Origin of the sequence: Clostridium sp. AF32-12BH (assembly GCF_003477935.1) — a bacterium.
GTDB lineage: Bacteria > Bacillota > Clostridia > Lachnospirales > Lachnospiraceae > Brotaphodocola.
Genome location: NZ_QUEH01000013.1, coordinates 1 through 22,337 on the forward strand (window position 1 = coordinate 1; position 22,337 = coordinate 22,337).

20 protein-coding genes are annotated in these 22,337 nt (G+C 47.9%); all 20 read left to right on the top strand.

Annotation, left to right across the window (positions count from 1 at the left end; all coding sequences use genetic code 11):
• The first annotated feature begins 233 nt into the window (after positions 1–233).
• Positions 234–1,259 carry a LacI family DNA-binding transcriptional regulator gene (locus tag DWZ40_RS13100; protein WP_118543459.1) on the top strand — a complete coding sequence of 342 codons (1,026 nt, stop codon included), beginning with the start codon at positions 234–236 and terminating at the stop codon, positions 1,257–1,259.
• Between the two features lie 103 nt (positions 1,260–1,362).
• Positions 1,363–1,998, top strand: a complete 636-nt coding sequence (deoC, locus tag DWZ40_RS13105; RefSeq protein WP_118543460.1) for a deoxyribose-phosphate aldolase — start codon at positions 1,363–1,365, stop codon at positions 1,996–1,998.
• A gap of 30 nt (positions 1,999–2,028) precedes the next feature.
• Positions 2,029–2,958 (top strand): ribokinase, encoded by a 930-nt coding sequence (gene rbsK, locus DWZ40_RS13110; RefSeq protein ID WP_118543461.1) that lies wholly within the window; start codon positions 2,029–2,031, stop codon positions 2,956–2,958.
• Positions 2,959–2,971: 13 nt separating this feature from the next.
• Positions 2,972–3,370, top strand: coding sequence for a D-ribose pyranase (gene rbsD, locus DWZ40_RS13115; RefSeq protein ID WP_118543462.1), 399 nt, complete (start codon positions 2,972–2,974; stop codon positions 3,368–3,370).
• Between the two features lie 28 nt (positions 3,371–3,398).
• The gene (locus tag DWZ40_RS13120) at positions 3,399–4,901 is read left to right on the top strand and encodes a sugar ABC transporter ATP-binding protein (RefSeq protein ID WP_118543463.1); all 1,503 of its coding nucleotides are present in this window, start codon (positions 3,399–3,401) and stop codon (positions 4,899–4,901) included.
• Complete coding sequence (locus DWZ40_RS13125; RefSeq protein ID WP_347560087.1) at positions 4,894–5,847, top strand: ribose ABC transporter permease; 954 nt, start codon at positions 4,894–4,896, stop codon at positions 5,845–5,847. Before DWZ40_RS13120 ends, DWZ40_RS13125 begins: the two co-directional genes overlap by 8 nt.
• A gap of 59 nt (positions 5,848–5,906) precedes the next feature.
• Positions 5,907–6,941, top strand: a complete 1,035-nt coding sequence (locus tag DWZ40_RS13130) for a substrate-binding domain-containing protein (protein WP_118543465.1) — start codon at positions 5,907–5,909, stop codon at positions 6,939–6,941.
• Positions 6,942–7,134: 193 nt separating this feature from the next.
• Positions 7,135–8,109 carry a DNA polymerase III subunit delta gene (holA, locus tag DWZ40_RS13135; RefSeq protein ID WP_118543466.1) on the top strand — a complete coding sequence of 325 codons (975 nt, stop codon included), beginning with the start codon at positions 7,135–7,137 and terminating at the stop codon, positions 8,107–8,109.
• A 538-nt stretch (positions 8,110–8,647) separates the two neighbouring features.
• Positions 8,648–9,523, top strand: coding sequence for a prolipoprotein diacylglyceryl transferase (gene lgt, locus DWZ40_RS13145; protein ID WP_118543468.1), 876 nt, complete (start codon positions 8,648–8,650; stop codon positions 9,521–9,523).
• A 165-nt stretch (positions 9,524–9,688) separates the two neighbouring features.
• Positions 9,689–9,844, top strand: coding sequence for a Spo0E family sporulation regulatory protein-aspartic acid phosphatase (locus DWZ40_RS13150; RefSeq protein WP_118543469.1), 156 nt, complete (start codon positions 9,689–9,691; stop codon positions 9,842–9,844).
• 343 nt (positions 9,845–10,187) lie between these two features.
• Positions 10,188–10,613 carry a division/cell wall cluster transcriptional repressor MraZ gene (gene mraZ / locus DWZ40_RS13155; RefSeq protein WP_118543470.1) on the top strand — a complete coding sequence of 142 codons (426 nt, stop codon included), beginning with the start codon at positions 10,188–10,190 and terminating at the stop codon, positions 10,611–10,613.
• Positions 10,614–11,549: a 16S rRNA (cytosine(1402)-N(4))-methyltransferase RsmH gene (rsmH, locus tag DWZ40_RS13160; protein ID WP_118543471.1), complete on the top strand. Its 936-nt coding sequence runs from the start codon at positions 10,614–10,616 to the stop codon at positions 11,547–11,549.
• 99 nt (positions 11,550–11,648) lie between these two features.
• Positions 11,649–12,122, top strand: coding sequence for a septum formation initiator family protein (locus tag DWZ40_RS13165; protein ID WP_243035334.1), 474 nt, complete (start codon positions 11,649–11,651; stop codon positions 12,120–12,122).
• Between the two features lie 61 nt (positions 12,123–12,183).
• Positions 12,184–14,526, top strand: a complete 2,343-nt coding sequence (locus tag DWZ40_RS13170; RefSeq protein WP_243035335.1) for a penicillin-binding transpeptidase domain-containing protein — start codon at positions 12,184–12,186, stop codon at positions 14,524–14,526.
• 255 nt (positions 14,527–14,781) lie between these two features.
• Positions 14,782–16,458, top strand: a complete 1,677-nt coding sequence (locus DWZ40_RS13175) for a penicillin-binding transpeptidase domain-containing protein (protein ID WP_118543548.1) — start codon at positions 14,782–14,784, stop codon at positions 16,456–16,458.
• A gap of 55 nt (positions 16,459–16,513) precedes the next feature.
• Positions 16,514–17,482, top strand: a complete 969-nt coding sequence (gene mraY, locus DWZ40_RS13180; RefSeq protein WP_118543474.1) for a phospho-N-acetylmuramoyl-pentapeptide-transferase — start codon at positions 16,514–16,516, stop codon at positions 17,480–17,482.
• A 29-nt stretch (positions 17,483–17,511) separates the two neighbouring features.
• The gene (murD, locus tag DWZ40_RS13185) at positions 17,512–18,867 is read left to right on the top strand and encodes a UDP-N-acetylmuramoyl-L-alanine--D-glutamate ligase (protein ID WP_118543475.1); all 1,356 of its coding nucleotides are present in this window, start codon (positions 17,512–17,514) and stop codon (positions 18,865–18,867) included.
• A 49-nt stretch (positions 18,868–18,916) separates the two neighbouring features.
• On the top strand, positions 18,917–20,050 hold the full coding sequence (locus DWZ40_RS13190) for an FtsW/RodA/SpoVE family cell cycle protein (RefSeq protein WP_118543476.1): 1,134 nt from the start codon (positions 18,917–18,919) through the stop codon (positions 20,048–20,050).
• A 174-nt stretch (positions 20,051–20,224) separates the two neighbouring features.
• On the top strand, positions 20,225–21,499 hold the full coding sequence (murA, locus tag DWZ40_RS13195; RefSeq protein WP_243035337.1) for a UDP-N-acetylglucosamine 1-carboxyvinyltransferase: 1,275 nt from the start codon (positions 20,225–20,227) through the stop codon (positions 21,497–21,499).
• Between the two features lie 104 nt (positions 21,500–21,603).
• Complete coding sequence (locus tag DWZ40_RS13200) at positions 21,604–22,329, top strand: cell division protein FtsQ/DivIB (RefSeq protein WP_118543478.1); 726 nt, start codon at positions 21,604–21,606, stop codon at positions 22,327–22,329.
• Positions 22,330–22,337: the final 8 nt, after the last annotated feature.

Genomic DNA, 22,337 nt, shown 5'->3' on the forward strand with positions numbered 1-22,337 from the left:
CCGCCATTTGGAGAAGTGGAATTTAAATTTTCATTTTAGGGCGTTTGGACTCCGAAAAGAAAGCTCTTTGATTTCCTCAAAATTGATGATAGAATAAACGTGGATACAGGAAAAATATGAGAAATTAGGAAATTGTGCATAATCACAAAAAAGTGTTTACATTTACCAGTTTGTATGGTAATATCATATATGTAATCGGTTTCCTAAATCGAGAGCGAAAGAGGACCTTAAAAATGAACATTAAAGAACTGGCTAGGCGTGCAGGAGTTTCTTCTGCTACTGTTTCAAGAGTATTGAATAATTCAGGTTACGTAAAAGAAGAAACAAGAAAAAAAGTACTGGAAGCAGTGGAAGAATATAATTACGTTCCCAATGCGCTTGCCAGAAACTTAAGTATTAAGGACAATCCCAGCATCGGAGTTATTATTCCGGATATTGAAAATGAATTCTTTTTTAAGGCGATCAGCGGAATCAGCGATGTGGCGGATGCCTTTCACTACAATATCGTATATTTTGGAACCAACGAAACGCTGAGCAAAGAACACGAGTCGCTGAATGTAGCAATCAGTCAGAGACTTAAGGGTGTGATTATTGCACCGATTTCCCAATTGGATACGCAAACCAAGGACAGCCTGATTAAATTGGAAGAATCCGGGATTCCGGTGGTATTGATTGACCGCGATATCAAGGGAGCACGTTTTGACGGCGTGTTTGTGGACAATTACGGTGGAGCTTACGATGGAGTCAGCGCACTGATTCAGAATGGTCACAAAAAGATTGCAGTGATTGCCGGACCAAGCACATCAAAGCCGGGAAAAGAACGGCTTGCAGGTTATAAACAGGCTCTCGAAGATGCAGGGATTCCTGTGCGGGAAGATTATATCGCATACGGAGATTTTAAACGCGAGAAAGCTTATGAATCCGCCAAATCTCTTTTGAAACAGCCGGATCCGCCAACAGCAATCTTTTCCTCCAACAACGAATCGACCCTTGGTTGTTTGAAATGTCTGACAGAATGCGGCATGGTTCCGGGGCGGGAAATCGCACTATTAGGATTTGATGATATCGAGACACTCCGTGTCATTGATTACAAACTTTCTGTCGTGGAGCGCGATGCAAAGCAACAGGGGGCTGAGGCCATGAAACTTCTCATGGAGTGCTTCGCGGACAGCAAAAACCGTCAGAGGGGAAAACGCATTCTGGTCCCATATCAGGTTGTACTCAGAGGTTCTGAACGGGGAGTTCATATGGAAAAGTGAAAATAGAAGAAATGATGTGTAGTAAGATACACATTTTTCTTTTCATCAATGTGTAACCGATTACACATTGACAATAATTCAACAAGGAAAAGGAGAGGGTATTATGAGTTTAAATCACATGATCGATCACACCATGTTAAAGGCTGATGCATCAAAAGAGACGATTATCCGCTATTGTAATGAAGCGAAGGAACATGAATTTGCATCCGTTTGTGTCAATACCTGTTTTGTGCCGCTGGTTTCTGAACAGTTAAAAGGAAGCAAGGTTAAGACCTGCTGCGTCGTAGGATTCCCACTGGGAGCAATGTTGACTTCGGCAAAAGCGTTTGAAGCTTCCGAGGCGGTAAAAGCCGGAGCAGACGAAGTGGATATGGTGATCAACGTCAGTGCCCTGAAAGACAAAGACGATGACTATGTCGAAAAAGATATCCGTGCAGTTGTGGAAGCTTCCAAAGGAGCAGTCGTAAAAGTGATCATTGAGACTTGTCTTCTGACTGATGAAGAGAAAGTACGTGCATGCGAGTTTTCTGTCAAGGCCGGTGCAGATTTTGTGAAGACATCTACCGGATTCTCCACAGGCGGTGCTACCGTAGAAGATGTGGCACTGATGAGAAAAACGGTTGGGGACCGTGCAAAGGTAAAAGCAAGCGGCGGTATCCGCACACCGGAAGCTGCAAAAGCACTGGTAGAAGCCGGAGCAGACCGGATCGGAGCAGGAAACGGAGTTGTGCTGCTGTAAAAGAAGACTGAACAGAGAGGGAAATGTCGTATGGGGAAAAAAGTAGTTGTATTTGGAAGTTTTGTAGTGGATCTGATGGGCAGAACCCCACACCTTCCGGCACCTGGTGAAACCGTCAAGGGAACGGTATTTAAGATGGGACCGGGCGGAAAAGGATTTAATCAGGGTGTTGCCGCACATAAAGCGGGGGCCGATGTAACGATGGTAACAAAACTCGGGCGTGATTCTTTTGCGGATATTGCATTGAACACGATGACAGAGCTCGGTATGAAGAAAGACAGGGTTTTATATTCCGATGATACCGAAACCGGATGTGCCCTTATTATGGTAGACGAGAACAGCAGCCAGAATGAGATCGTTGTTATCTTAGGAGCCTGCAACACCATTACCGATGCGGAGGTGGATTCCCTGGAAGACCTTCTGGATGGGGCAGAGTATCTGCTGACCCAGCTTGAGACGAATGTGTCTTCGGTAGAACGTATTGTGGATATCGCCTGCAAAAAGGGTGTGAAGGTGATTCTGAATACCGCACCGGTGCAGCCAATCAGCGATGAAGTGTTAAGTAAGGTTGATCTGATCACACCGAATGAGGTGGAGGCAGAGATTCTCACCGGAGTAAAGGTGGACAGTGAAGAAGCGGCAGACAAGGCGGCAGAGTGGTTCTTTGCAAAAGGTGTAAAGCGTGTGCTCATTACACTGGGCGGCAGAGGCGTTTACATCAATACCAGAGAGAAAAAGGGAATCATTCCGGCATATAAAGTAGATGCAGTTGATACGACCGGGGCAGGTGATGCTTTCAATGGAGGTCTTCTTGCAGCACTGGCCGAGGATAAGGACATCTGGGAAGCAGCGAATTTCGCAAATGCACTGGCTGCGCTTTCTGTTCAGAAGATCGGCACGACTCCGGCCATGCCACTCAGAAATGAAATCGATGAGTTTTTAAATACGCATAAAAATTAAGGGGGAAAGATTTATGCTGAAAACAGGAATTTTACATCCACAGCTGGCAAGAGTGCTTGCAGAACTGCGTCATAAAGACACGCTGGTGATTGGTGATGCAGGGCTTCCGATTCCGAAAGGGGTAGAGCGAATCGATCTTGGCTGGAGACCGGGAGATCCGGCTTATCTGGATGTACTGGAAGAAATCTTGAAATATATCGTGGTAGAAAAAGCAACGTTTGCAGATGAAGCACTCAGTGTGACACCGGAATTTCATGAAAAGGCGAAAGCACTGCTTCCGGAAAATCTTCCGATCGAGTATATTCCGCATACAGAATTAAAAGCCAGAAGTGCAGATGCAAAGGCCATTATCCTTACGGGAGAGTTTACGGGCTATACCAATGTAATCCTGACAGCAGGATGTGCTTATTAGTTATCAGGAAATCCAAAGGAGGCGGAAAATGGGGGATCGTGTTGTATTACGGCTGGAAGATATCGTGAAAACATTTCCAGGCGTAAAGGCTTTGGATGGAGTGAAACTGGATGTCAGGGAAGGAGAAGTCCATGCGCTCTGCGGAGAAAACGGAGCCGGAAAATCAACGCTGATGAAAATCATCGCAGGCGCGCAGGGGTATACATCCGGTCACATGTATGTCCAGGATCAGGAAGTGGTATTTCATTCAACCAAGGAAGCTGAAAAAATGGGAATCGCCATGATTTATCAGGAATTTAATATGGTTCCGGAGCTTTCCGTGGCAGAAAATATGTATCTTGGAAGACTTCCCAGGACCCAGTTTGGAAGTGTGGACTGGAAAAAACTTTACCAGGATGCGGATGAAGTTTTGAAGCGCCTGGGACTGAAATTCAGCAGCCACAGCAAAGTGAAAAATCTGTCGGTTGCGGAATCCCAGATGACAGAGATTGCAAAGTGCCTGACAATTGGCGCGAAAGTCATCATTATGGATGAGCCGACCGCGGCTTTGACCGATGAAGAAATTCAGATCCTGTTTCGGATCATTGCAGAATTAAAGGAAAAGGGAATTTCCATTTTATATATTTCCCACAGAATGGATGAAATCTTCCAGATTTCAGACCGGCTTACCGTATTTCGGGATGGAAAGTACATTGCGACCAAGAGCATTGGAGAAACCGACTATGATGATGTGGTATCCATGATGGTTGGCCGCAGTGTGACCAACCTCTACCCGAAGCGGAATTATGAAAAACAGGATGTAGCCATGGAGCTTCGCAAGGTAAACGGTAAGGGCGTTCACGATGTGAGTCTGAAGCTGCACCGCGGAGAAATTCTTGGTATCGCAGGACTGCTTGGTTCCGGAACGATCGAGCTTTCCAAAATCGTATATGGAGCTCTTCCAATGACAAGCGGGGAAGTGATCATCAATGGAGAAACGAAAGACTGTTCTTCTCCGAGAAAAGCCCTGAAAGCAGGAATTGGTTTTGTATCCGATGACAGAAAACAGGAAGGACTGGTTCTGATTCGGAATATCCGGGAAAATGTTTCCATGTCATCGTTAGACAAAATCAGTACAGGTGGTCATCTGAATAAAGCGAAGGAAACCGAAAATATCAATGCACAGGTAGAACGTCTGAACATCAAGATCAGCAGTCCGGCCCAGCTTGCCGGAAAACTGAGTGGCGGAAACCAGCAGAAAGTGGTATTTGCAAAGGTTCTGGAGGCAGATCCTTCCATCCTGATTTTGGACGAGCCGACACGAGGTGTCGATGTAGGCGCAAAAGCAGAAATTTATCAGATCATGGATGAACTGACCCGGCAGGGCAAGAGCATTATCCTGATTTCGACAGATCTGCCGGAGGTGATCGGTATGAGTGACCGCGTGGTGATCATGCGGGAAGGATATACCGTCCTGGAAATTGATAAATCAGAGATGAATCAGGAAACAATATTAGCTTATGCATCGGGAGGAGTCAGTGAAAATGAATAAGAAAAAATTAATCAATCAGATTAATATCTATCGCTCCGTGTTGATCCTTCTTGTAATCTGTGTATTTGCAACAATTTTGTCCCCGAGTTTCTTAAGTGTGACAAACCTGTTCAATGTATTTAAGCAGATCACGGTAGCAGGAATTGTGGGATGCGGTATGACATTTGTAATTTTAACCGGAGGCATTGATCTGTCCGTTGGATCGATTCTGGGTCTGTCTGGCGTTCTGGCATCCGGAGTGTTAGCCTCTACCGGCAATACAGCCGCAGCAGTAGCCGTATCCCTGATTGTCGGTGTGGCCTGCGGCGCAGTAAATGGATTTTTCGTATCCGTATGCGGAATTCCACCGTTTATTTCAACCCTTGGCATGATGACTCTGCTTCGCGGTGTGATTCTTGTCTATACAAAAGGATCTCCGATTCCGATCAAAGTAGATTCTTATAAGTTCTTCGGAAAAGGCAGCATTGCAGGAATCCCAGTTCCGGTTATCATCCTGATTGTAGTATTTTTGCTGGCTCACTATATTCTGACCCAGACTACCTATGGACGCAGTGTCTATGCAGTAGGAGGCAACCGGGAAGCAGCGCGTCTTTCCGGCATCCGCGTAAAGACCAGCGAATTTCTGGTTTACACATTGAATGGCTTGATGTGCGGCATGGCCGGACTGATTCTGACCGCACGTCTTGGATCCGCACAGTCTACCAGCGGAACCGGCATCGAGATGGATGCGATCGCTGCCGTAATCCTTGGCGGAACCAGCTTAAGCGGCGGTGTTGGTTTCGTACTGCCGACGGTTGTAGGTGCTATGATCATGGGTATCATCGATAACATCCTTACGCTAATGAACGTAAACCCGCATGCGACTAACATCGTAAAAGGTGCAGTGATTCTGATCGCAGTTCTGGTAGATAAGAAAGTAAAAGATCTGTCTGCAAAGGCAGAGTAAAGAAAAACGAAACAAAAAAATAATCCCTGCGGGGAGAAAATAAAAAGGAGAGTGTATTTATGAGAAAAAGATTGGGAGCAGCTTTCATGGCAATGGCAATGGTATGTGCAGGATTAACCGCATGCAGTTCTGGTTCTTCCACAAATGCGCCGGCTGAGACAAAGGCCGAGACCAAAGCAGAGGAAAAGGCAGAAGAAAGCAAGGACGAAGCAAAAACTGAGGATGGAGCAGAGAAGAAAGACGGTGGTTATGTCATCGGTCTGGCTATGAACACCCAGACAAACCCATTCTTCGTAGACGTAAAAGACGGCGTTCAGAAGGCTGCAGATGAGCATGGAATTGAACTGTATATTACTGATGCACAGGACGACCCGACCATCCAGATGAAGGATGTAGAGAACCTGATTACCAAGAATCCGGATGCAATCATCATCGATACCTGTGATTCCGATGCAATTGTTTCTTCCATCGAAGCCTGCAACGAGGCAGGCATTCCGGTATTCACCATGGACCGCGAAGCCAATGGCGGCGATGTGGTTTCCCACATCGGTTACGATGCAATCAAATCCGGTAAACTGGCAGGACAGTTTCTTGTAGACTCCCTTGGTGGAAAAGGCAAGATCGTAGAGCTTCAGGGAATCATGGGAACCAACGTTGCACAGCAGCGTTCCGAAGGATTCAACTCTGTGATTGCAGAGAATCCGGATATGGAAATCGTAGCTTGCCAGGTTGCAGATTTTGACCGTGCGAAAGCAATGAGCGTTATGGAGAACATCCTTCAGGCAAACCCGGAGATCGATGGTTTATATGCAGCAAATGACGAAATGCTGTTAGGTGCACTGGAAGCTATGGATGCAGCAGGCAGAACCGAGAGCATCGTAAAAGTAGGTTGTGATGCAATCGATGATACACTGGAAGCAATCAAGGGCAAACGCGTTGAGGCTACCATTGCAGAGCCGCCGTTCTTCCTTGGAAAAGCAATCCTGAACACCGCGTATGATTATCTGGAAGGCAAAGAAGTAGAAGCTCATGTCGTTCTGGACAACCAGCTGGTAACCCAGGAGAACGTAGATACCCTGGTAACCAAAGAGTGATCGAACATAAAAAACAGGATATGAGATAAGGGCAGGGGCCGTCGGAGAAGATCCGACGGCTCTTTCGTGTCCAGGTGCATCGTTTAGGCAGATTGTCTGTGAATTGCAGCCTTGTATCCGTTTTTACGCTGTGTTATGATACAAAGGAATTGCACCTTGGCGCGAACGAGAGAAAAGAAATGGAGAACGTTTCATGCAGGTATTGAATCAGGATATCAAAACAGGACAGTTTAAACAGATCTATCTTTTATATGGAGAAGAAGTTTTCTTAAAAAACAGCTACAAAAACCGCTTAAAAGAAGCCATCATCGGCGAGGACACCATGAATTTTGCGCGGTTCGAAGGCAAAGGTCTCGATGTAGACGAGCTGATCCGTCTGGCAGATACCATGCCATTTTTTGCGGAGCGCCGTCTTATTCTCATCGAAGACAGCGGATTTTTCAAAAGTGCATCCGATGCCCTGGTGCAGTATCTTCCGTCCATGCCGGACACCACCATCTTGCTGTTTGTGGAGACTGAGGTGGATAAGCGCAACCGTCTTTACAAGAAAGTTAAGGACATGGGTTACGCCGCAGAACTAAACCGCCAGGACAGTGCCCAGTTAGCCAGATGGGCAGGCGGAATTCTGGCGAGGGAGCAGAAAAAGATCACCAACCGCACGATGGATTTATTTTTAAGCATGACCGGGGATGACATGGAAAACATCCGCATGGAACTGGAAAAGGTCATCAGCTACACGCTGGGGCGCGATGTCATCACCGATGAAGATGTCATGGCGGTCTGCACGGTGCAGGTCACAAACCGCATTTTCGACATGGTGGCAGCTATCGTAAACCGCCAGACCCGGAAAGCCATGGACCTCTACGAAGACCTCCTGACCTTAAAAGAACCGCCAATGCGTATTCTCTTTCTGATCGCGAGACAGTTTAACCAGCTGTTGCAGGTAAAAGAACTGATGGCAAAGGGCATGGACAAGGGAACCATCGCATCGAAGCTGAAAATGCAGCCGTTTGTAGTAGGAAAGGTGATGCCGCAGGCCAGACAGTTCAGCCGGGAGCAGATTCTCTCGTACGTGGACTCCTGCGTGGAGACAGAAGAAGCAGTGAAGAGCGGACGGCTGCAGGATAGGCTCGCAGTGGAATTGCTGATTACGAAAGAGTATAAATAAAATTATTGATTTGTTCGGAAGTGAAGCTGACTACGCGGATCCATTTGTAGAACGGCTTCAGAATTCCGTTCGCCGAATAAAAAACAGTCGAAAAATGCGGGAACGCTATATGATGTATAATCTGTACATGGAAGAATATGTCCGGGAACATGCGGATGAAATCCGGGAAGAGGCATGACAATATTTCGGCTCATATTTTATGAGCTGTTTTGCCAGACAGGCAAAATCTATTTGGATACGTATCTGAAAATCGAGGTCATATCGACTGGGTTTCAAAAAGTTACAGAGGAATTCTATAAAACAGTCGTAATAAAAAATAAATTAGCCAAATTTCCTTGCTTTTTTCTCTCTTTCCTTATACCATTATATCTGTGCGGCAATCTGGTATGACAGATGAAGAAAAACTTTTTGACTTCAACACCATATCATATATTAAAAAACAAGCTGTCGAACAAGGGCGAAATAAGTCGTACGAATTTATTTGCCTTTGCCCTTTATAGGCATTAAAATAGAGACAGCGTTGAAAGGAGAGCGGAAAATGAACGGAGCAGACATCCGTTTTGTACATCTCGGAATTACGATCGAGCATCTGAAAAACAGTATTTCAGTATTCGGATTCCGGATTGCGTTTTATGGCATCATCATCGGAATCGGAATGCTGGCGGGCATATGGATCGCCCAGTCAGATGCGAAAAGGAGGGGGCAGGATCCCGAATTATATCTGGACTTTGCTCTGTATGCAATTATATGTTCCATTATCGGTGCGAGAATTTACTACGTGGTTTTTGAGTGGGATTATTACAAAGAAAATTTACTTCAGATTTTTAATTTGCGTGCGGGAGGTCTTGCAATTTATGGTGGTGTGATCGCCGGAACCATCACCATGATCGTGTATACACGCGTGAAAAAAATGTCGTTTTTTTCCATGGCAGATACGGGGGTACTGGGACTGGTCACGGGACAGATCATTGGCCGGTGGGGAAATTTCTTTAACTGTGAGGCCTTTGGTGGCTATACAGACAGTCTGCTGGCTATGCGGATCAAACTTTCGCTGGTGAACGAAAATATGCTCAATGCAGATGTTTTAAGTCACAAGATCGTGGAAAATGGAGTGGAGTTCATTCAGGTACATCCGACGTTTCTTTATGAATCCTGTTGGAATCTGTGCCTGCTTCTGTTTATGCTCTGGTTCCGGAAAAAGAAACAGTACGATGGACAGATGCTCTGGATCTATCTGTGCGGTTATGGACTGGGACGTTTCTGGATTGAGAGTCTGCGGACGGATCAGCTGATCTTATTTGGAACCGGTTTTCCGGTTTCCCAGGCATTGTCCCTGGTGCTGATTCTAGTAGCAGCAGGCAACCTGATCTGGCACGGCAGAAACGATTCCTCGTCACATTTGCACAAACAGTAACAAAATTCTGCGGCCAGTCATCTGGAACATGGCAGAAAGAACATTGCAGAATCAGAATGAAAATCACAAATGCCGTAAAACATGTCACACATTGAACCGGATACAGCGGGAAAAGAGGCTTTTTAACCAGACAGCTGTGTCGCCGGATACCTGGAGGGAAAAGGCATGGAAATTTCCAAGGAGGAACTGGTGGTATGCATTGAACAGGCCAGAAAAAAACTGGACGGCAGTATTGAAAATGGAGAAGATTATCGCTATATTTATGAAAAGAGTGTAGAGCTTGACCGGCTGATCGAGATCTACATAGCCATGGAATACTGAAAAATAAAATTCCTGAACATTTGTTTCACAAACTTTACAGGGGAGATATTCACAAAAGACGGGTGGATATCTCCTCTTTTTTGCATTGCATATTGGAAATATGCCAATGGCATGACTTCTGCTTGTGGATTTCCTTGATTTTCCATTGCTTTTTTGTGAAAAAACCTTGCTATTTTCTTACGCATGTACTAAACTTATGTTACAAGTGGTGGAAAGTGGCACAAAGTGGTTCGGAATGGTACAAAAGTGTAGGACAAGGGTACGTTTTGCTTCCTGGGTACACATGCGTGAACAGGAACCATTTGGAGAATGTGCAGTGCAGGAACGAAGCAGGTGATTGAGTATGTTCATGGGTGAATACAATCATACAGTGGACGCGAAGGGCCGGTTAATTGTCCCTTCCAAATTCAGGGAACAGCTTGGAGACGAATTCGTGGTAACGAAAGGACTCGATGGCTGTTTATTCGTCTATGAAAATACAGAGTGGAAAGCTCTGGAAGAAAAATTACATGCTCTGCCGCTCACCAATGCAAACGCACGAAAGTTTTCCCGCTTTTTCCTTGCGGGCGCTACCACCTGTGAAGTAGACAAACAGGGACGGATCTTACTTCCGGCCGTGTTAAGGGAATTTGCCAAGATCGAAAAGGACGCAGTGTTAGTCGGTGTAGGAAGCCGGATTGAGATCTGGAGCAGAGATAACTGGAATCAGTCGAATACCTACGACGATATGGAAGAAATTGCAGAGAATATGGAGGGTCTTGGAATTTAAATGGCATTTGAACACAAATCAGTATTATTATATGAAACGGTCGACAGTCTGAACATCAAACCGGACGGCATCTATGTGGACGGAACACTTGGCGGAGGCGGACATGCCCATGAGGTCTGCAGCCGTCTGGGAGAGCATGGACGTCTCATCGGCATCGATCAGGATGCGGATGCAATCGCGGCTGCATCCGAGCGTCTTTCTGAATTTCAGGATAAGGTCACGATTGTTCGAAGCAATTACGAAAACATTGCTTCCGTGCTTCATGATTTAGGAATTGAAAAAGTGGACGGCATTTATCTGGATCTTGGGGTTTCTTCCTATCAGCTGGATACAGCATCCAGAGGCTTTACCTACCGGGAGGACGCTCCGCTTGACATGCGTATGGATCAGCGGAATACCCAGACTGCAGCAGACATTGTAAATACCTACAGCGAAATGGAACTTTACCGTATTATCCGTGATTACGGCGAGGACCGCTTCGCGAAGAATATTGCCAAACATATTGTGCGGCAGCGTGAGGAAAAACCTTACGAGACGACCGGAGAGCTGATCGAGACCATCAAAGCAGCGATTCCGGCCAAGATCCGGGCTACGGGCGGACATCCGGCAAAACGGACGTTCCAGGCGATCCGGATTGAATTAAACCATGAGTTGGACGTATTAAACCGCTCGATTGATACGATGATTGATCTTTTGAATCCGGGAGGCCGTTTAAGCATCATTACGTTCCATTCACTGGAAGACCGGATCGTGAAAAAACGCTTCCGGGATAATGAAAACCCGTGCATCTGCCCGCCGGAATTTCCGGTATGCATGTGTGGCAGAAAGAGCAAAGGAAAGGTGATCACCCGAAAGCCGATCGTGCCGGGAGAAGAGGAACTGGAGTACAATAAGCGTTCGAAGAGTTCAAAACTCCGTGTATTTGAACGGGCATAAGACTGGTGCTGGAAAAGCAGCGGCACCGTGAAAATGTAAGATACAGAATCAGAAATATAAAAAGGGAATGTTACGTAAGAGGAAAAAGGAGGAATGAGTATGGCTTCGCACAGAGCAGCAAGAGAGGGCTATGTGTATGGAACTGCCGCCAGAAATGTGGCAGCAGAGAGGGAACGGACAAGAGAACGGAGAGTTGTGCAGTACCGCCAGAATATGAGCCATACTGTCAGAAGAAATCAGGAAAAGGCACTTCAGATGGATCTGCCTTACGTGATCATGCTGACACTGGCAGCAATCTGTACGCTGTATATCTGCGTAGGGTATCTGCATGTGCAGTCCTCCATGACCGCCAAGATCCACAACATTGAGGGACTGGAACAGGAACTGGAGCAGCTTCGCTCCGAGAACGATGCCCTTCAGACCCGTATCAATACCGATATGGATCTGGACCATATTTACAAAGTTGCTACAGAGGAACTCGGCATGGTATATGCCAACCGTAATCAGGTGCTATTATATGATAAAACGGAAAGTGAGTATGTAAGACAATATGAGGACATCCCAAAACACTAATCAGCATTCACAGACGGGGGAAAAACGAAGATCCGGTGTGCGCCGGATCTTCACAACATATATGCAGGAAAAGCTGGCGGTCACGGTCATTGTGATTACGCTGGCTTTGTTTGCGTTAATCTATGTGTTGTATCACATCATGACGACAAAACAGGACAGCTACAACCAGATTGTGCTGTCCCAGCAGCAGTACGACAGCCGTGTGCTTCCGTACCGGCGGGGCGATATCGTGGACCGCAACGGTACCTATCTGGCAACGACAGAAAAGGTGTACAATCTGATCATCGACGCAAAACAGATCATGTCTGCGGAAGAGGACTATCTGGATGCGACCGTGACAGCGCTTGCAACGGTATTTGGCTATGATGAGACCGAGATGCGCAATCTGATCCGGGACAATTCCGCCAAGGCGTACCTGCGTTATGCCAGACAGCTTTCTTATGACCAGAAAGAGGCATTTGAACAGTACCAGTCCGATACAAACAAGGTCAATGCCAAGGCAGATTCCAAGGCCCGTGTGAAGGGCATCTGGTTTGAGGATGAGTTTAAACGAATCTATCCGTACAATTCCCTGGCCTGCAACGTAGTTGGTTTTGCTACCAGCGACGGAGGTTCGGGAAACGGCGGCATTGAGCAGTCCTACAACGATTCCCTGATTGGCACGAATGGCCGGGAATACGGTTATTTGAATGACGATTCCAACCTGGAACGAGTCATTAAGCCTGCGCAGAATGGAAACACAGTGGTTTCCAGTATCGATGTGAACATTCAGAATGCAGTAGAAAAGCGGATCAATGAATGGATGGCAGAGACAGGATCCGAGCATGTGGGCGTTGTGGTCATGAATCCGAATAACGGTGAAGTGCTTGCCATGGCGAATGACAGCATGTTTGACTTAAATAATCCGAGAAGTGCGGCAGACAGTTTCAGCGAAGATTCGCTTCGGGAACTTGGCTTAAAGGAGGCAATGCAGACCTATAACCGTCAGCACAAGAAGACCGATGGAAGCACCATCACGATCGAACAGGTGCCAGAGCATTTCTCGTCGGATGAGATCCGTTCCTACGGACTTCAGGTAGCGTGGAACCAGAAATGGCGTAACTACGATGTCAGTGATACCTATGAGCCAGGTTCTCCGTCGAAGATCTTTACCGTGGCAGCGGCGCTTGAGGAGGGAATTATTTCTCCGAACGATACCTTTTACTGCGATGGTTACCAGGAAGTGGCGGGACACCAGATCAAGTGTACCGCTTACAAAAAGGGCGGTCACGGCATGCTGACAGTTGCAGAGGCTTTGATGGTTTCCTGTAACGATGCCATGATGCAGATTGCAGCCAAGACAGGGGCGCAGACTTTCGCGCGTTATATGAGCTCGTTTGGATTCGGCGAAAAAACCGGGATTGACCTGCCGGGTGAGGCCGATGCAAAGGGTCTGGTGCGAAGTGCGGATCAGATGAACTCTGCAGACCTGGCAACCAACTCTTTTGGACAGAACTATAACTGTTCCATGATCCAGATGGCTGCAGCCTACTGTTCCGTGATCAATGGCGGTTCTTACTATGAGCCGCATGTCGTCAAACAGATCTTAAATGACCAGGGATCGGTTGTGAAGGAAGTAAAACCGAAGCTGGTGCGTGAGACGGTTTCCGAGTCGACCAGCAGCTTTATCAAAGATGCATTATTCCGCACGGTTTCTGAGGGAACCGGTAAAGCAGCGGCTGTAGAAGGCTATGAGATCGCTGGAAAGACCGGTACCGCAGAGAAAATCCCGCGTTCCGCAAAGAACTATCTGCTTTCTTTCTGTGGATTTGCACCGACGCATGATCCGCAGGTGCTGGTATATGTCACGATCGATACCCCGCATGTAGAAGATCAGGCGCACAGTTCTTACGCCAGCGGCGTATTTTCCAAGATCATGGGTGACATTCTTCCTTATTTGAATGTATTCCCGTCTGTAGATTTTGAGGCACAGCAGAGCGAGGCATCGACGCAGCTGCCGGAGGCAGAGGGCATTACCGACAATACGGGGGTAGTTCCGGAGACCGAGGCAGAGCCGAAGGTGTATGAGACAGAGGAATATGTAGAACCTGGAGCAGACTCCGACCTTCCGGAAGATGTGCCGGAGAGCAGCGCGGATGATGGAAGCGGAGAGAGTGACGGCAGCGGTTACGTGACGCCGGTTCAGAATGTTCCAGAGTCTTCTGCTTCGGAAGAAAGTACAGAGAGTAGCAGTGCCAAGAGCAGTTCGGAGAGCAGCGCAGCAGAAAATTCTGGAAATACGGAATCCGGGCAGGAACAGGCAGGCAGTTCGGAGAGCACACAAAGCAGTGCGGCAGGAACGGCAGAGTCCTCTGCCGGGCAGGAGCGGGAAACCATGAGTGCCACTTCTGCTGCCGGGACGTAATGTTTTACCTGGCACGTATGCATGTACAGGAAAACATGATAATAGCAGGCATAAAATCATGCGGTGTTTTGCATGGAATGCCGGCTGATTTACGCATAGAACCTTTAAAATCTTCATAGGAATAGAATAATGACTGTTTAAGGAGCCGGCATGGGCGCGTATCCAATCTTGTTTACGCAGCATGAAAACAGAAATGCGTTTCTGACTCATCACCGGAGAAGGATAGCCGTCCTGTTTTTCCTGCTGTGTCTTTGCATGGCGGGACTGACAGGGCGGCTTGTGTTTCTTATGATATACCGGGCAGACCACTACAGTGAGATGGCAGAGGATCTGCATCAGAGAGAGCGGACCATTAAGGCAGCCAGAGGCAGGATCCTGGATACCAATGGAACGGTCATTGCGGCAAACCGGACGGTGTGTACCATTTCCGTGATCCATAATCAGGTGAAAGATGCAGAGCTGGTTATTCGGAGTTTATGCGAAAAACTGGGGATGGAGGAGGCGACGGTCCGGAAAAAGGTGGAAAAACGCAGTTCCCGTGAGATTATCCGGACCAATGTTGACAAAGAAACAGGCGATGCGATCCGGGAACTTCATCTGGATGGAGTAAAGGTGGATGAGGATTACAAACGCTATTATCCGTTTTCCAGCCTGGCATCCAAAGTTCTGGGATTTACCGGAGGAGACAACCAGGGAATCATCGGTCTTGAGGTCTCTTATGAGTCAGTTTTAAAAGGAACGAACGGTACGATCCTTACGATGGCAGATGCAGCGGGGGTGGAACTGGAAAATGCGTTTGAAGAGCGGATCGAGCCGGTGGCGGGAGCAGATCTGTACGTAAGTCTGGATGTGAATATCCAGCAGTATGCCCAGCAGGCGGCACGTCAGACTATGGAGCGAAAAGGCGCAAAAAAAGTATCGGTGATCGTGATGAATCCGCAGAATGGGGAAATTCTGGCAATGGTCAATGTTCCGGAATTTGATCTCAACGATCCGTTCACACTGAATACAGAAGAACCACCGGGCATTTCGGCGAAAGAAAAGCAGGAACTTTTAAATCAGATGTGGAGAAATCCGGCGATCAACGATACCTATGAACCTGGTTCTACGTTTAAGATCATTACGGCGGCTGCTGGGCTGGAGGCCGGTGTGGTGTCGCTGACAGACCAGTTTTCCTGCCCGGGATTTCGAATTGTGGAAGACCGGAAAATCCGCTGTCATAAGGTGGGCGGACACGGAGGCGAAACGTTTTTGCAGGGTGCCATGAATTCCTGCAACCCGGTTTTTATCGATGTGGGGCAGCGCCTTGGGATTGACCGTTACTGCCAGTATTTTGAACAGTTTGGTCTGCGCGAAAAAACGGGCATTGATCTTCCGGGTGAAGCATCCACGATCATGCATAAAAAAGAACATATGGGACTGGTGGAGCTGGCCACGGTTTCGTTCGGGCAGTCCTTTCAGATCACGCCCATCCAGCTGATCACTACAGCTGCTTCCATCATCAATGGAGGCAGGCGGGTGACACCGCATTTTGGCGTGAAGGCGGTGGCAGCGGATGAGAGCTTTGTTCACCGTTTTTCCTGGCCGGAGGGACGCCGGATCCTGTCGGAAGAGACCAGCAAAACCATGCGCTATGTGCTGGAACAGGTGGTAGCAGAGGGCAGCGGAAAGAAGGCAGCGGTGGCGGGCTTTCGCATTGGCGGTAAGACAGCAACTTCGGAAAAACTGCCGCGGAGCCTGAAAAAATATATTTCTTCGTTTGTCGGGTTTGCCCCCGCGGACGATCCGCAGGTCATTGCGCTGATCACGATCGATGAACCGCAGGGAATCTATTATGGAGGAACGATTGCGGCACCGGTCATTGCGGATCTGTTCCAGAATATCCTGCCGTATCTGGGAATTGTGCAGGAAACAGCCTTGCAAAGGAAATAGAAAAGACGTATACTAATAGATATGTCAAAATACATAGAAAACTTAGGAGAGTATCATGATTAACGAAACCATTCTTGCGATCATTATCGCATTTGCAGTCAGCGCGATCCTCTGTCCGATCGTAATCCCGTTTCTGCATAAGTTAAAATTCGGACAGCAGGTCCGCGATGACGGTCCACAGGCACATTTAAAGAAGCAGGGCACCCCGACGATGGGCGGACTGGTATTTTTAACCGCGGTGGTGATCACCTCTTTGCTGTACATCCGTGACTACCCGCGCATCATTCCGGTCTTATTTATGACTGTGGGGTTTGGTGTCATCGGTTTTCTGGATGACTACATCAAGATCGTCATGAAGCGTTCCGAGGGCTTAAATCCGGTCCAGAAGCTGATCGGCCAGTTTATCATCACCGGAATTTTTGTGTATTATCTGATGTGTTCCGGCGAAGTGGAGACATCCATGCTGGTGCCGTTTACCGGCGGCTTCGAACATGGCATTTATTTAAATTTAGGCTTTTTATTTATTCCGTTTGTCTTCTTTGTTGTGCTTGGAACGGACAACGGCGTAAACTTTACCGATGGTCTGGATGGCCTATGCACCAGTGTGACCATTCTGGTTGCAACATTTCTGACCATCATTTCCATTGGGGAAAACAGCGGCATCAGCCCGATCACCGGAGCCGTAGTAGGAAGTCTTCTTGGCTTTCTGCTGTTTAACGTATATCCGGCCAAGGTCTTCATGGGCGACACCGGTTCCCTGGCTTTAGGCGGATTTGTGGCATCCAGCGCATTTATGATGCAGATGCCGTTATTCATTCCGATCATCGGTCTGATCTATCTGGTTGAAGTATTATCGGTTATCATGCAGGTATCTTACTTTAAGGCTACCCATGGAAAACGTATTTTCCGCATGGCGCCGATCCATCATCATTTTGAACTGGGCGGCTGGTCTGAGACCAGGGTGGTTGCAGTATTTTCGATTGTGACTGCACTGCTCTGCCTGGTGGCATACTTGGGAATATAACATCTTTGAAAGGACAGGAGGTATATGAGATGAGTCAGAAAGTATTGGTGGCAGGTACCGGAAAGAGCGGTATTGCAGCAGCAAAACTTCTTCTTGCCATGGGCGGCGAGGTTGTACTTTACGATGGCAACGACAAGCTGGATCCGGAGAAGATTAAGGAAAATTTTGAGGAAGATGCAAAGATCACGATCGTGCTGGGAGAACTGACCAGACCGGATCTTTTAGGCGTGGAGCTTTCTATTATCAGCCCGGGAATCCCGTTGGATGCGTCGTTTGTACCGGTACTGGATGAGGCGAAAATTCCGATCTGGAGTGAGATCCAGCTGGCATACCATGTGGCAAAGGGCAAACTGATCGCCATTACCGGAACCAATGGAAAAACCACGACCACAGCGCTGACCGGCGCCATTATGAAAACGTTCTTCGATGAGGTGTTTGTGGTCGGAAATATCGGTATCCCGTACACGGAAGTTGCTTTGGATACGACCGAGAAATCGGTTACGGTTGCAGAGGTTTCCAGCTTCCAGCTTGAGACCATCATGGATTTCCATCCGAATGTGAGCGCAATCTTAAACATTACGCCGGATCATTTAAACCGTCACGGAACCATGGAAAATTACATTGAAGTAAAAGAGCGTGTTGCAGTGAACCAGACCGAAGACGACTGCATCGTTTTAAACTACGACGATAAAGTACTGCGCGAGTTTGGCGAGAAGAAGGACTTAAAGCCGAAGGTTATCTTTTTCTCCAGCACCCAGACCTTAAAAGACGGTATGTATCTGGACGGAGATACCATGATCTATGCGCATGACGGCAAGACTGAGGAAATCCTGAATGTAAAAACCGATATGCAGCTGTTAGGAAAGCATAATTATGAGAATGTTATGGCGGCAGTAGCCATGAGCATCCGCATGGGCGTGCCGATGGACTGCATCCGCAAAGCCGTAAAGGAGTTTCAGGCAGTGGAGCACCGGATTGAGTTTGTCCTGGAGCGTTCCGGGGTCCGTTATTATAACGATTCCAAGGGAACCAACCCGGATGCTGCCATTCAGGCAATCCGCGCGATGCCGGGTCCGACTGTTCTGATCGCTGGTGGTTATGACAAGCACAGCGAGTATGACGAGTGGATCGAGGAATTTGGCGATAAGGTAAAATATCTGGTTCTGATCGGTCAGACCCGCGACAAGATCGCAGAGTGTGCCAGAAGCCATGGCTTTACTGATATTATGTATGCAGAGGATATGGCAGAGGCTGTACGCGTCTGTGCCGCTTATGCCAATGCAGGGGACAATGTCCTCTTATCTCCGGCGTGCGCAAGCTGGGGCATGTTTGACAACTACGAGCAGCGCGGTGAGATTTTCAAGGAATGTGTAAGAAACCTCTAATTTAGGAAGGTCTTAAAACAGTTACAAGAAAACCTGTAGGAGGAGTGATATGGCAAAGAAGAACCGGCCGAAACGGTTTTATGATTACAGCCTGTTGTTCTGTATCATATTTTTGACGGTGTTTGGACTGGTCATGATTTACAGCGCCAGTTCTTACACAGCACAGCTCAAATATAACAATGCCGGTTTCTTTATGATGCGTCAGCTTAAGGTCGCAGCAGGCGGTCTGGTCCTGGCACTGTTGATTTCCAAACTGGATTACCACTGGTATGCAAAATTTTCCATGTTTGCGTATCTGTTATCCTATGTGCTGATGGTTGCGGTAACCCTGTTTGGGCGGGAAGTAAACGGTAAAAAGCGTTGGCTTGGTGTTGGCTCGCTGAGTTTCCAGCCGACGGAGTTTGTAAAAATTGCCCTGATCGTTTTTTTGGCGGTTCTCATCACCCGTATGGGATCCAGCGTCAATACCTGGAAAAATATGGCGAAGGTGATGGGACTTGCACTCCCGATCGCCGGAATTGTTGCAGCGAACAACTTAAGTTCCGGTATCATTATCATGGGAATCGCCTTTGTGATGCTGTTTGTGGCATGCAAAAAGCAGTGGCCTTTTTATGCCTGCGGTGCTATGGCACTTCTGGCGGTAGCTACGGCTGGTCCGCTTGCAATCTTTCTGGAAAAGATCAAGCTGCTGAAGCCATATCAGTTGAGCCGTATCCATGTATGGCTGTCCCCGGAAGCATACCCTATGGATGGCGGATATCAGGTGCTGCAGGGACTTTACGCCATTGGTTCCGGCGGATTGTTCGGCAAGGGACTTGGAGAGAGTATCCAGAAGATGGGATTTGTGCCGGAGGCACAGAATGATATGATCTTCTCCATTATCTGCGAAGAACTGGGACTTTTCGGGGCGGTATCGGTCATTCTCATCTTTTTGTTTATGATCTACCGGTTTATGCTGATCGCGAACAACGCACCGGATCTTCTGGGCGCTTTGATCGTAGTCGGGGTAATGGCGCATATTGCGATCCAGGTTATTTTAAATATCGCGGTAGTAACCAATACCATCCCGAACACCGGAATCACGCTGCCGTTCATCAGTTACGGAGGTACCTCCGTCTTGTTCCTTATGATGGAAATGGGAATGGTACTTGGTGTTTCAAACCAGATCCGGCTGGAACGGTAAGATGTTCTAAGGTTTCGCTGGCGGGCATGGATGCGTAATCTGGCAAACCAACGGGAATAACAGGAACGCAACATCCGAAAGGTACATAAGATAAAGCATAGAAATAGAATATGAAAAGCTGCCGGACCAGAGATCAAATGGCGGCAGTTTCGTGTTGCTTGTGTCTGGAAGATTATGTACAGGAGGGATCTGGGATTGTCTGTGCTGCGGATAGAAGGATTACACAGGCTGGAAGGAACGATAAAAATACAGGGTTCCAAGAACGGGGTGCTGCCGGTCATGGCAGCATCTCTTCTTCATAACGGAACCACGATACTGGAGCATGTCCCCAAAATACAGGATGTTTTCTGTATGTTGGGGATTTTGAACGCTTTGGGGGCAGATTGCCGGATGGAAGAAGACCGTCTGGTCATTTCAGCCGCTTCCCTGAGCGCTTCGCGTATACCGGAAGTATTGGCCGGGCAGATGCGCTCTTCGGTGATGCTGCTTGGACCTCTGCTTGCGCGGATGGGAAAGGTGGAAACCTGGCTTCCGGGTGGATGCCGCATTGGAAAACGACCGGTAGATCTGCATATCCGGGGACTGGAGGCACTTGGTGCTGTCGTGAACATGGAAGAAGACCGGATCCATGCGTTTGTGCCGGAAGGTGGCCTGTCTGGAACAACGGTTTCGCTTCCATACCCCAGTGTGGGGGCAACGGAAAATATTCTGATGGCAGCTGCCGGGGCGCAGGGAGAGACGGTTTTGACTGGCGCAGCCAGGGAGCCGGAGATTGAGATATTATGTGATTTTTTAAGAGCGCTTGGGATAAGCGTGGAAGGGGCAGGAAGTTCTGTCATTCGTTTACAGGGGAGGCGTGAACTTCAGAATGTGCGATTTGCTCTTCCCGGAGACCGGATCGTGGCAGGAACTTATGTGGGAGCCGTGCTGTGTGCAGGCGGCCGGGTCTTTCTGGAAAAGGCGCCAGTCCGTCACATGGGAAAAACTTTGTGGACCGCAAAACAGATGGGAGCGAAGCTGGAACCGGAGGAAGATGGAATCTGGATTTCCAGGAAAGAAAGAACAAAGCCCATTCATCTGGAGACAGGACCTTACCCGGAATTTCCAACCGATATGCAGTCGGTGATTCTGGCAGCAGCTTCTCTTGCGGACGGAACATCCTGGATCCGGGAGAATGTTTTTGAAAACCGGTTTTGCGCGGCAAAGGAATTGCGGAAATTTGGTGCACATATTATAATAGAAGACAAACTTGCAACCGTAACCGGTGCTGCCACGTTAAAAGGTGCCCGTGTGGAGGCAGAAGACCTGCGCGGGGGTGCTGCCCTGGTAGCGGCTGGTCTGGCGGCAGAGGGAGAAAGTTTTATTGACGGCTATCAGCATATCAGCCGCGGGTACGAGGATATCAGCCGGGATCTCGCCGGAGTGGGAGCCCGGATCCGCCTTTGCTGAATGGGAAACACCGGCAAAGGTTTGCTGCCGGACACGTACGCGTCCGCATGTTTAAGCACAGGTGCTTTGCCGGTGCCGTGGTCGGATAATAGGAGAAAAAACAGATGGAAAATGGATCAGGAAAGAAAAAGGTGATCCTGCTTGCGGCACTGCTTTTGCTGCTTGCATGTATGGCAGCTGTGTGCTCCATAAAAATTCGGGATATCACAGTAACAGGAAATGAAAAATACACAGAGGAACAGCTGGTAGATCTGGTTTTTCCGGATAACGTAAGCCGCAGCACGGTATTTTGCTATCTGCGGGAGCATTTCGGAAAACATGAAAAGATCCCGTTCGTGGAAGATTACAAACTGGTATTAAAAGGGCTGACCAGGGCAGAACTTATTGTTTACGAGAAAAGTGTGGTGGGATATGTCTCTTACATGAGCAGTTATATGTATTTTGATAAGGACGGTATTATCGTGGAAAGCTCCAGCCAGAAGCTTCCCGGCGTTCCCTGGATCAACGGACTGAAGTTCGGTCATATCGTCCTTTATCAGAAACTGCCGGTGGAAAGTGAGTGGATTTTCCAGGAAATCCTGAATCTGACCCAGATCCTCTCGATTTACGAACTGAGTGTGGACAAGATCCAGTACAATACCCTGGGTGAGGCTACCCTGTATATGGGAGACATCGAGGTGATCCTGGGAAGCAATGACGGTCTGAACGGAAAAATAGCAGAGCTTGGCGACATGCTCCCACAGCTGGAAGGCAGGAGCGGCACCCTGTATCTGGATAATTACGATGAAACCAAAACAAATCCGATGTATACATTCAAACCCAAAAACTAAAAAAAACG

What these genes read in the sequence shown, in the direction of transcription:
- holA (WP_118543466.1), top strand. Translation starts at nt 7,135, where the DNA reads ATGCAGGTATTGAATCAGGATATCAAAACAGGACAGTTTAAACAGATC.
- mraY (WP_118543474.1), top strand. Translation starts at nt 16,514, where the DNA reads ATGATTAACGAAACCATTCTTGCGATCATTATCGCATTTGCAGTCAGC.
- deoC (WP_118543460.1), top strand. Translation starts at nt 1,363, where the DNA reads ATGAGTTTAAATCACATGATCGATCACACCATGTTAAAGGCTGATGCA.
- DWZ40_RS13170 (WP_243035335.1), top strand. Translation starts at nt 12,184, where the DNA reads ATGCAGGAAAAGCTGGCGGTCACGGTCATTGTGATTACGCTGGCTTTG.
- DWZ40_RS13200 (WP_118543478.1), top strand. Translation starts at nt 21,604, where the DNA reads ATGGAAAATGGATCAGGAAAGAAAAAGGTGATCCTGCTTGCGGCACTG.
- rbsK (WP_118543461.1), top strand. Translation starts at nt 2,029, where the DNA reads ATGGGGAAAAAAGTAGTTGTATTTGGAAGTTTTGTAGTGGATCTGATG.
- DWZ40_RS13100 (WP_118543459.1), top strand. Translation starts at nt 234, where the DNA reads ATGAACATTAAAGAACTGGCTAGGCGTGCAGGAGTTTCTTCTGCTACT.
- DWZ40_RS13175 (WP_118543548.1), top strand. Translation starts at nt 14,782, where the DNA reads ATGGCGGGACTGACAGGGCGGCTTGTGTTTCTTATGATATACCGGGCA.
- DWZ40_RS13130 (WP_118543465.1), top strand. Translation starts at nt 5,907, where the DNA reads ATGAGAAAAAGATTGGGAGCAGCTTTCATGGCAATGGCAATGGTATGT.
- DWZ40_RS13190 (WP_118543476.1), top strand. Translation starts at nt 18,917, where the DNA reads ATGGCAAAGAAGAACCGGCCGAAACGGTTTTATGATTACAGCCTGTTG.
- DWZ40_RS13120 (WP_118543463.1), top strand. Translation starts at nt 3,399, where the DNA reads ATGGGGGATCGTGTTGTATTACGGCTGGAAGATATCGTGAAAACATTT.
- murD (WP_118543475.1), top strand. Translation starts at nt 17,512, where the DNA reads ATGAGTCAGAAAGTATTGGTGGCAGGTACCGGAAAGAGCGGTATTGCA.
- DWZ40_RS13125 (WP_347560087.1), top strand. Translation starts at nt 4,894, where the DNA reads ATGAATAAGAAAAAATTAATCAATCAGATTAATATCTATCGCTCCGTG.
- lgt (WP_118543468.1), top strand. Translation starts at nt 8,648, where the DNA reads ATGAACGGAGCAGACATCCGTTTTGTACATCTCGGAATTACGATCGAG.
- mraZ (WP_118543470.1), top strand. Translation starts at nt 10,188, where the DNA reads ATGTTCATGGGTGAATACAATCATACAGTGGACGCGAAGGGCCGGTTA.
- murA (WP_243035337.1), top strand. Translation starts at nt 20,225, where the DNA reads ATGTACAGGAGGGATCTGGGATTGTCTGTGCTGCGGATAGAAGGATTA.
- rsmH (WP_118543471.1), top strand. Translation starts at nt 10,614, where the DNA reads ATGGCATTTGAACACAAATCAGTATTATTATATGAAACGGTCGACAGT.
- rbsD (WP_118543462.1), top strand. Translation starts at nt 2,972, where the DNA reads ATGCTGAAAACAGGAATTTTACATCCACAGCTGGCAAGAGTGCTTGCA.
- DWZ40_RS13165 (WP_243035334.1), top strand. Translation starts at nt 11,649, where the DNA reads ATGGCTTCGCACAGAGCAGCAAGAGAGGGCTATGTGTATGGAACTGCC.
- DWZ40_RS13150 (WP_118543469.1), top strand. Translation starts at nt 9,689, where the DNA reads ATGGAAATTTCCAAGGAGGAACTGGTGGTATGCATTGAACAGGCCAGA.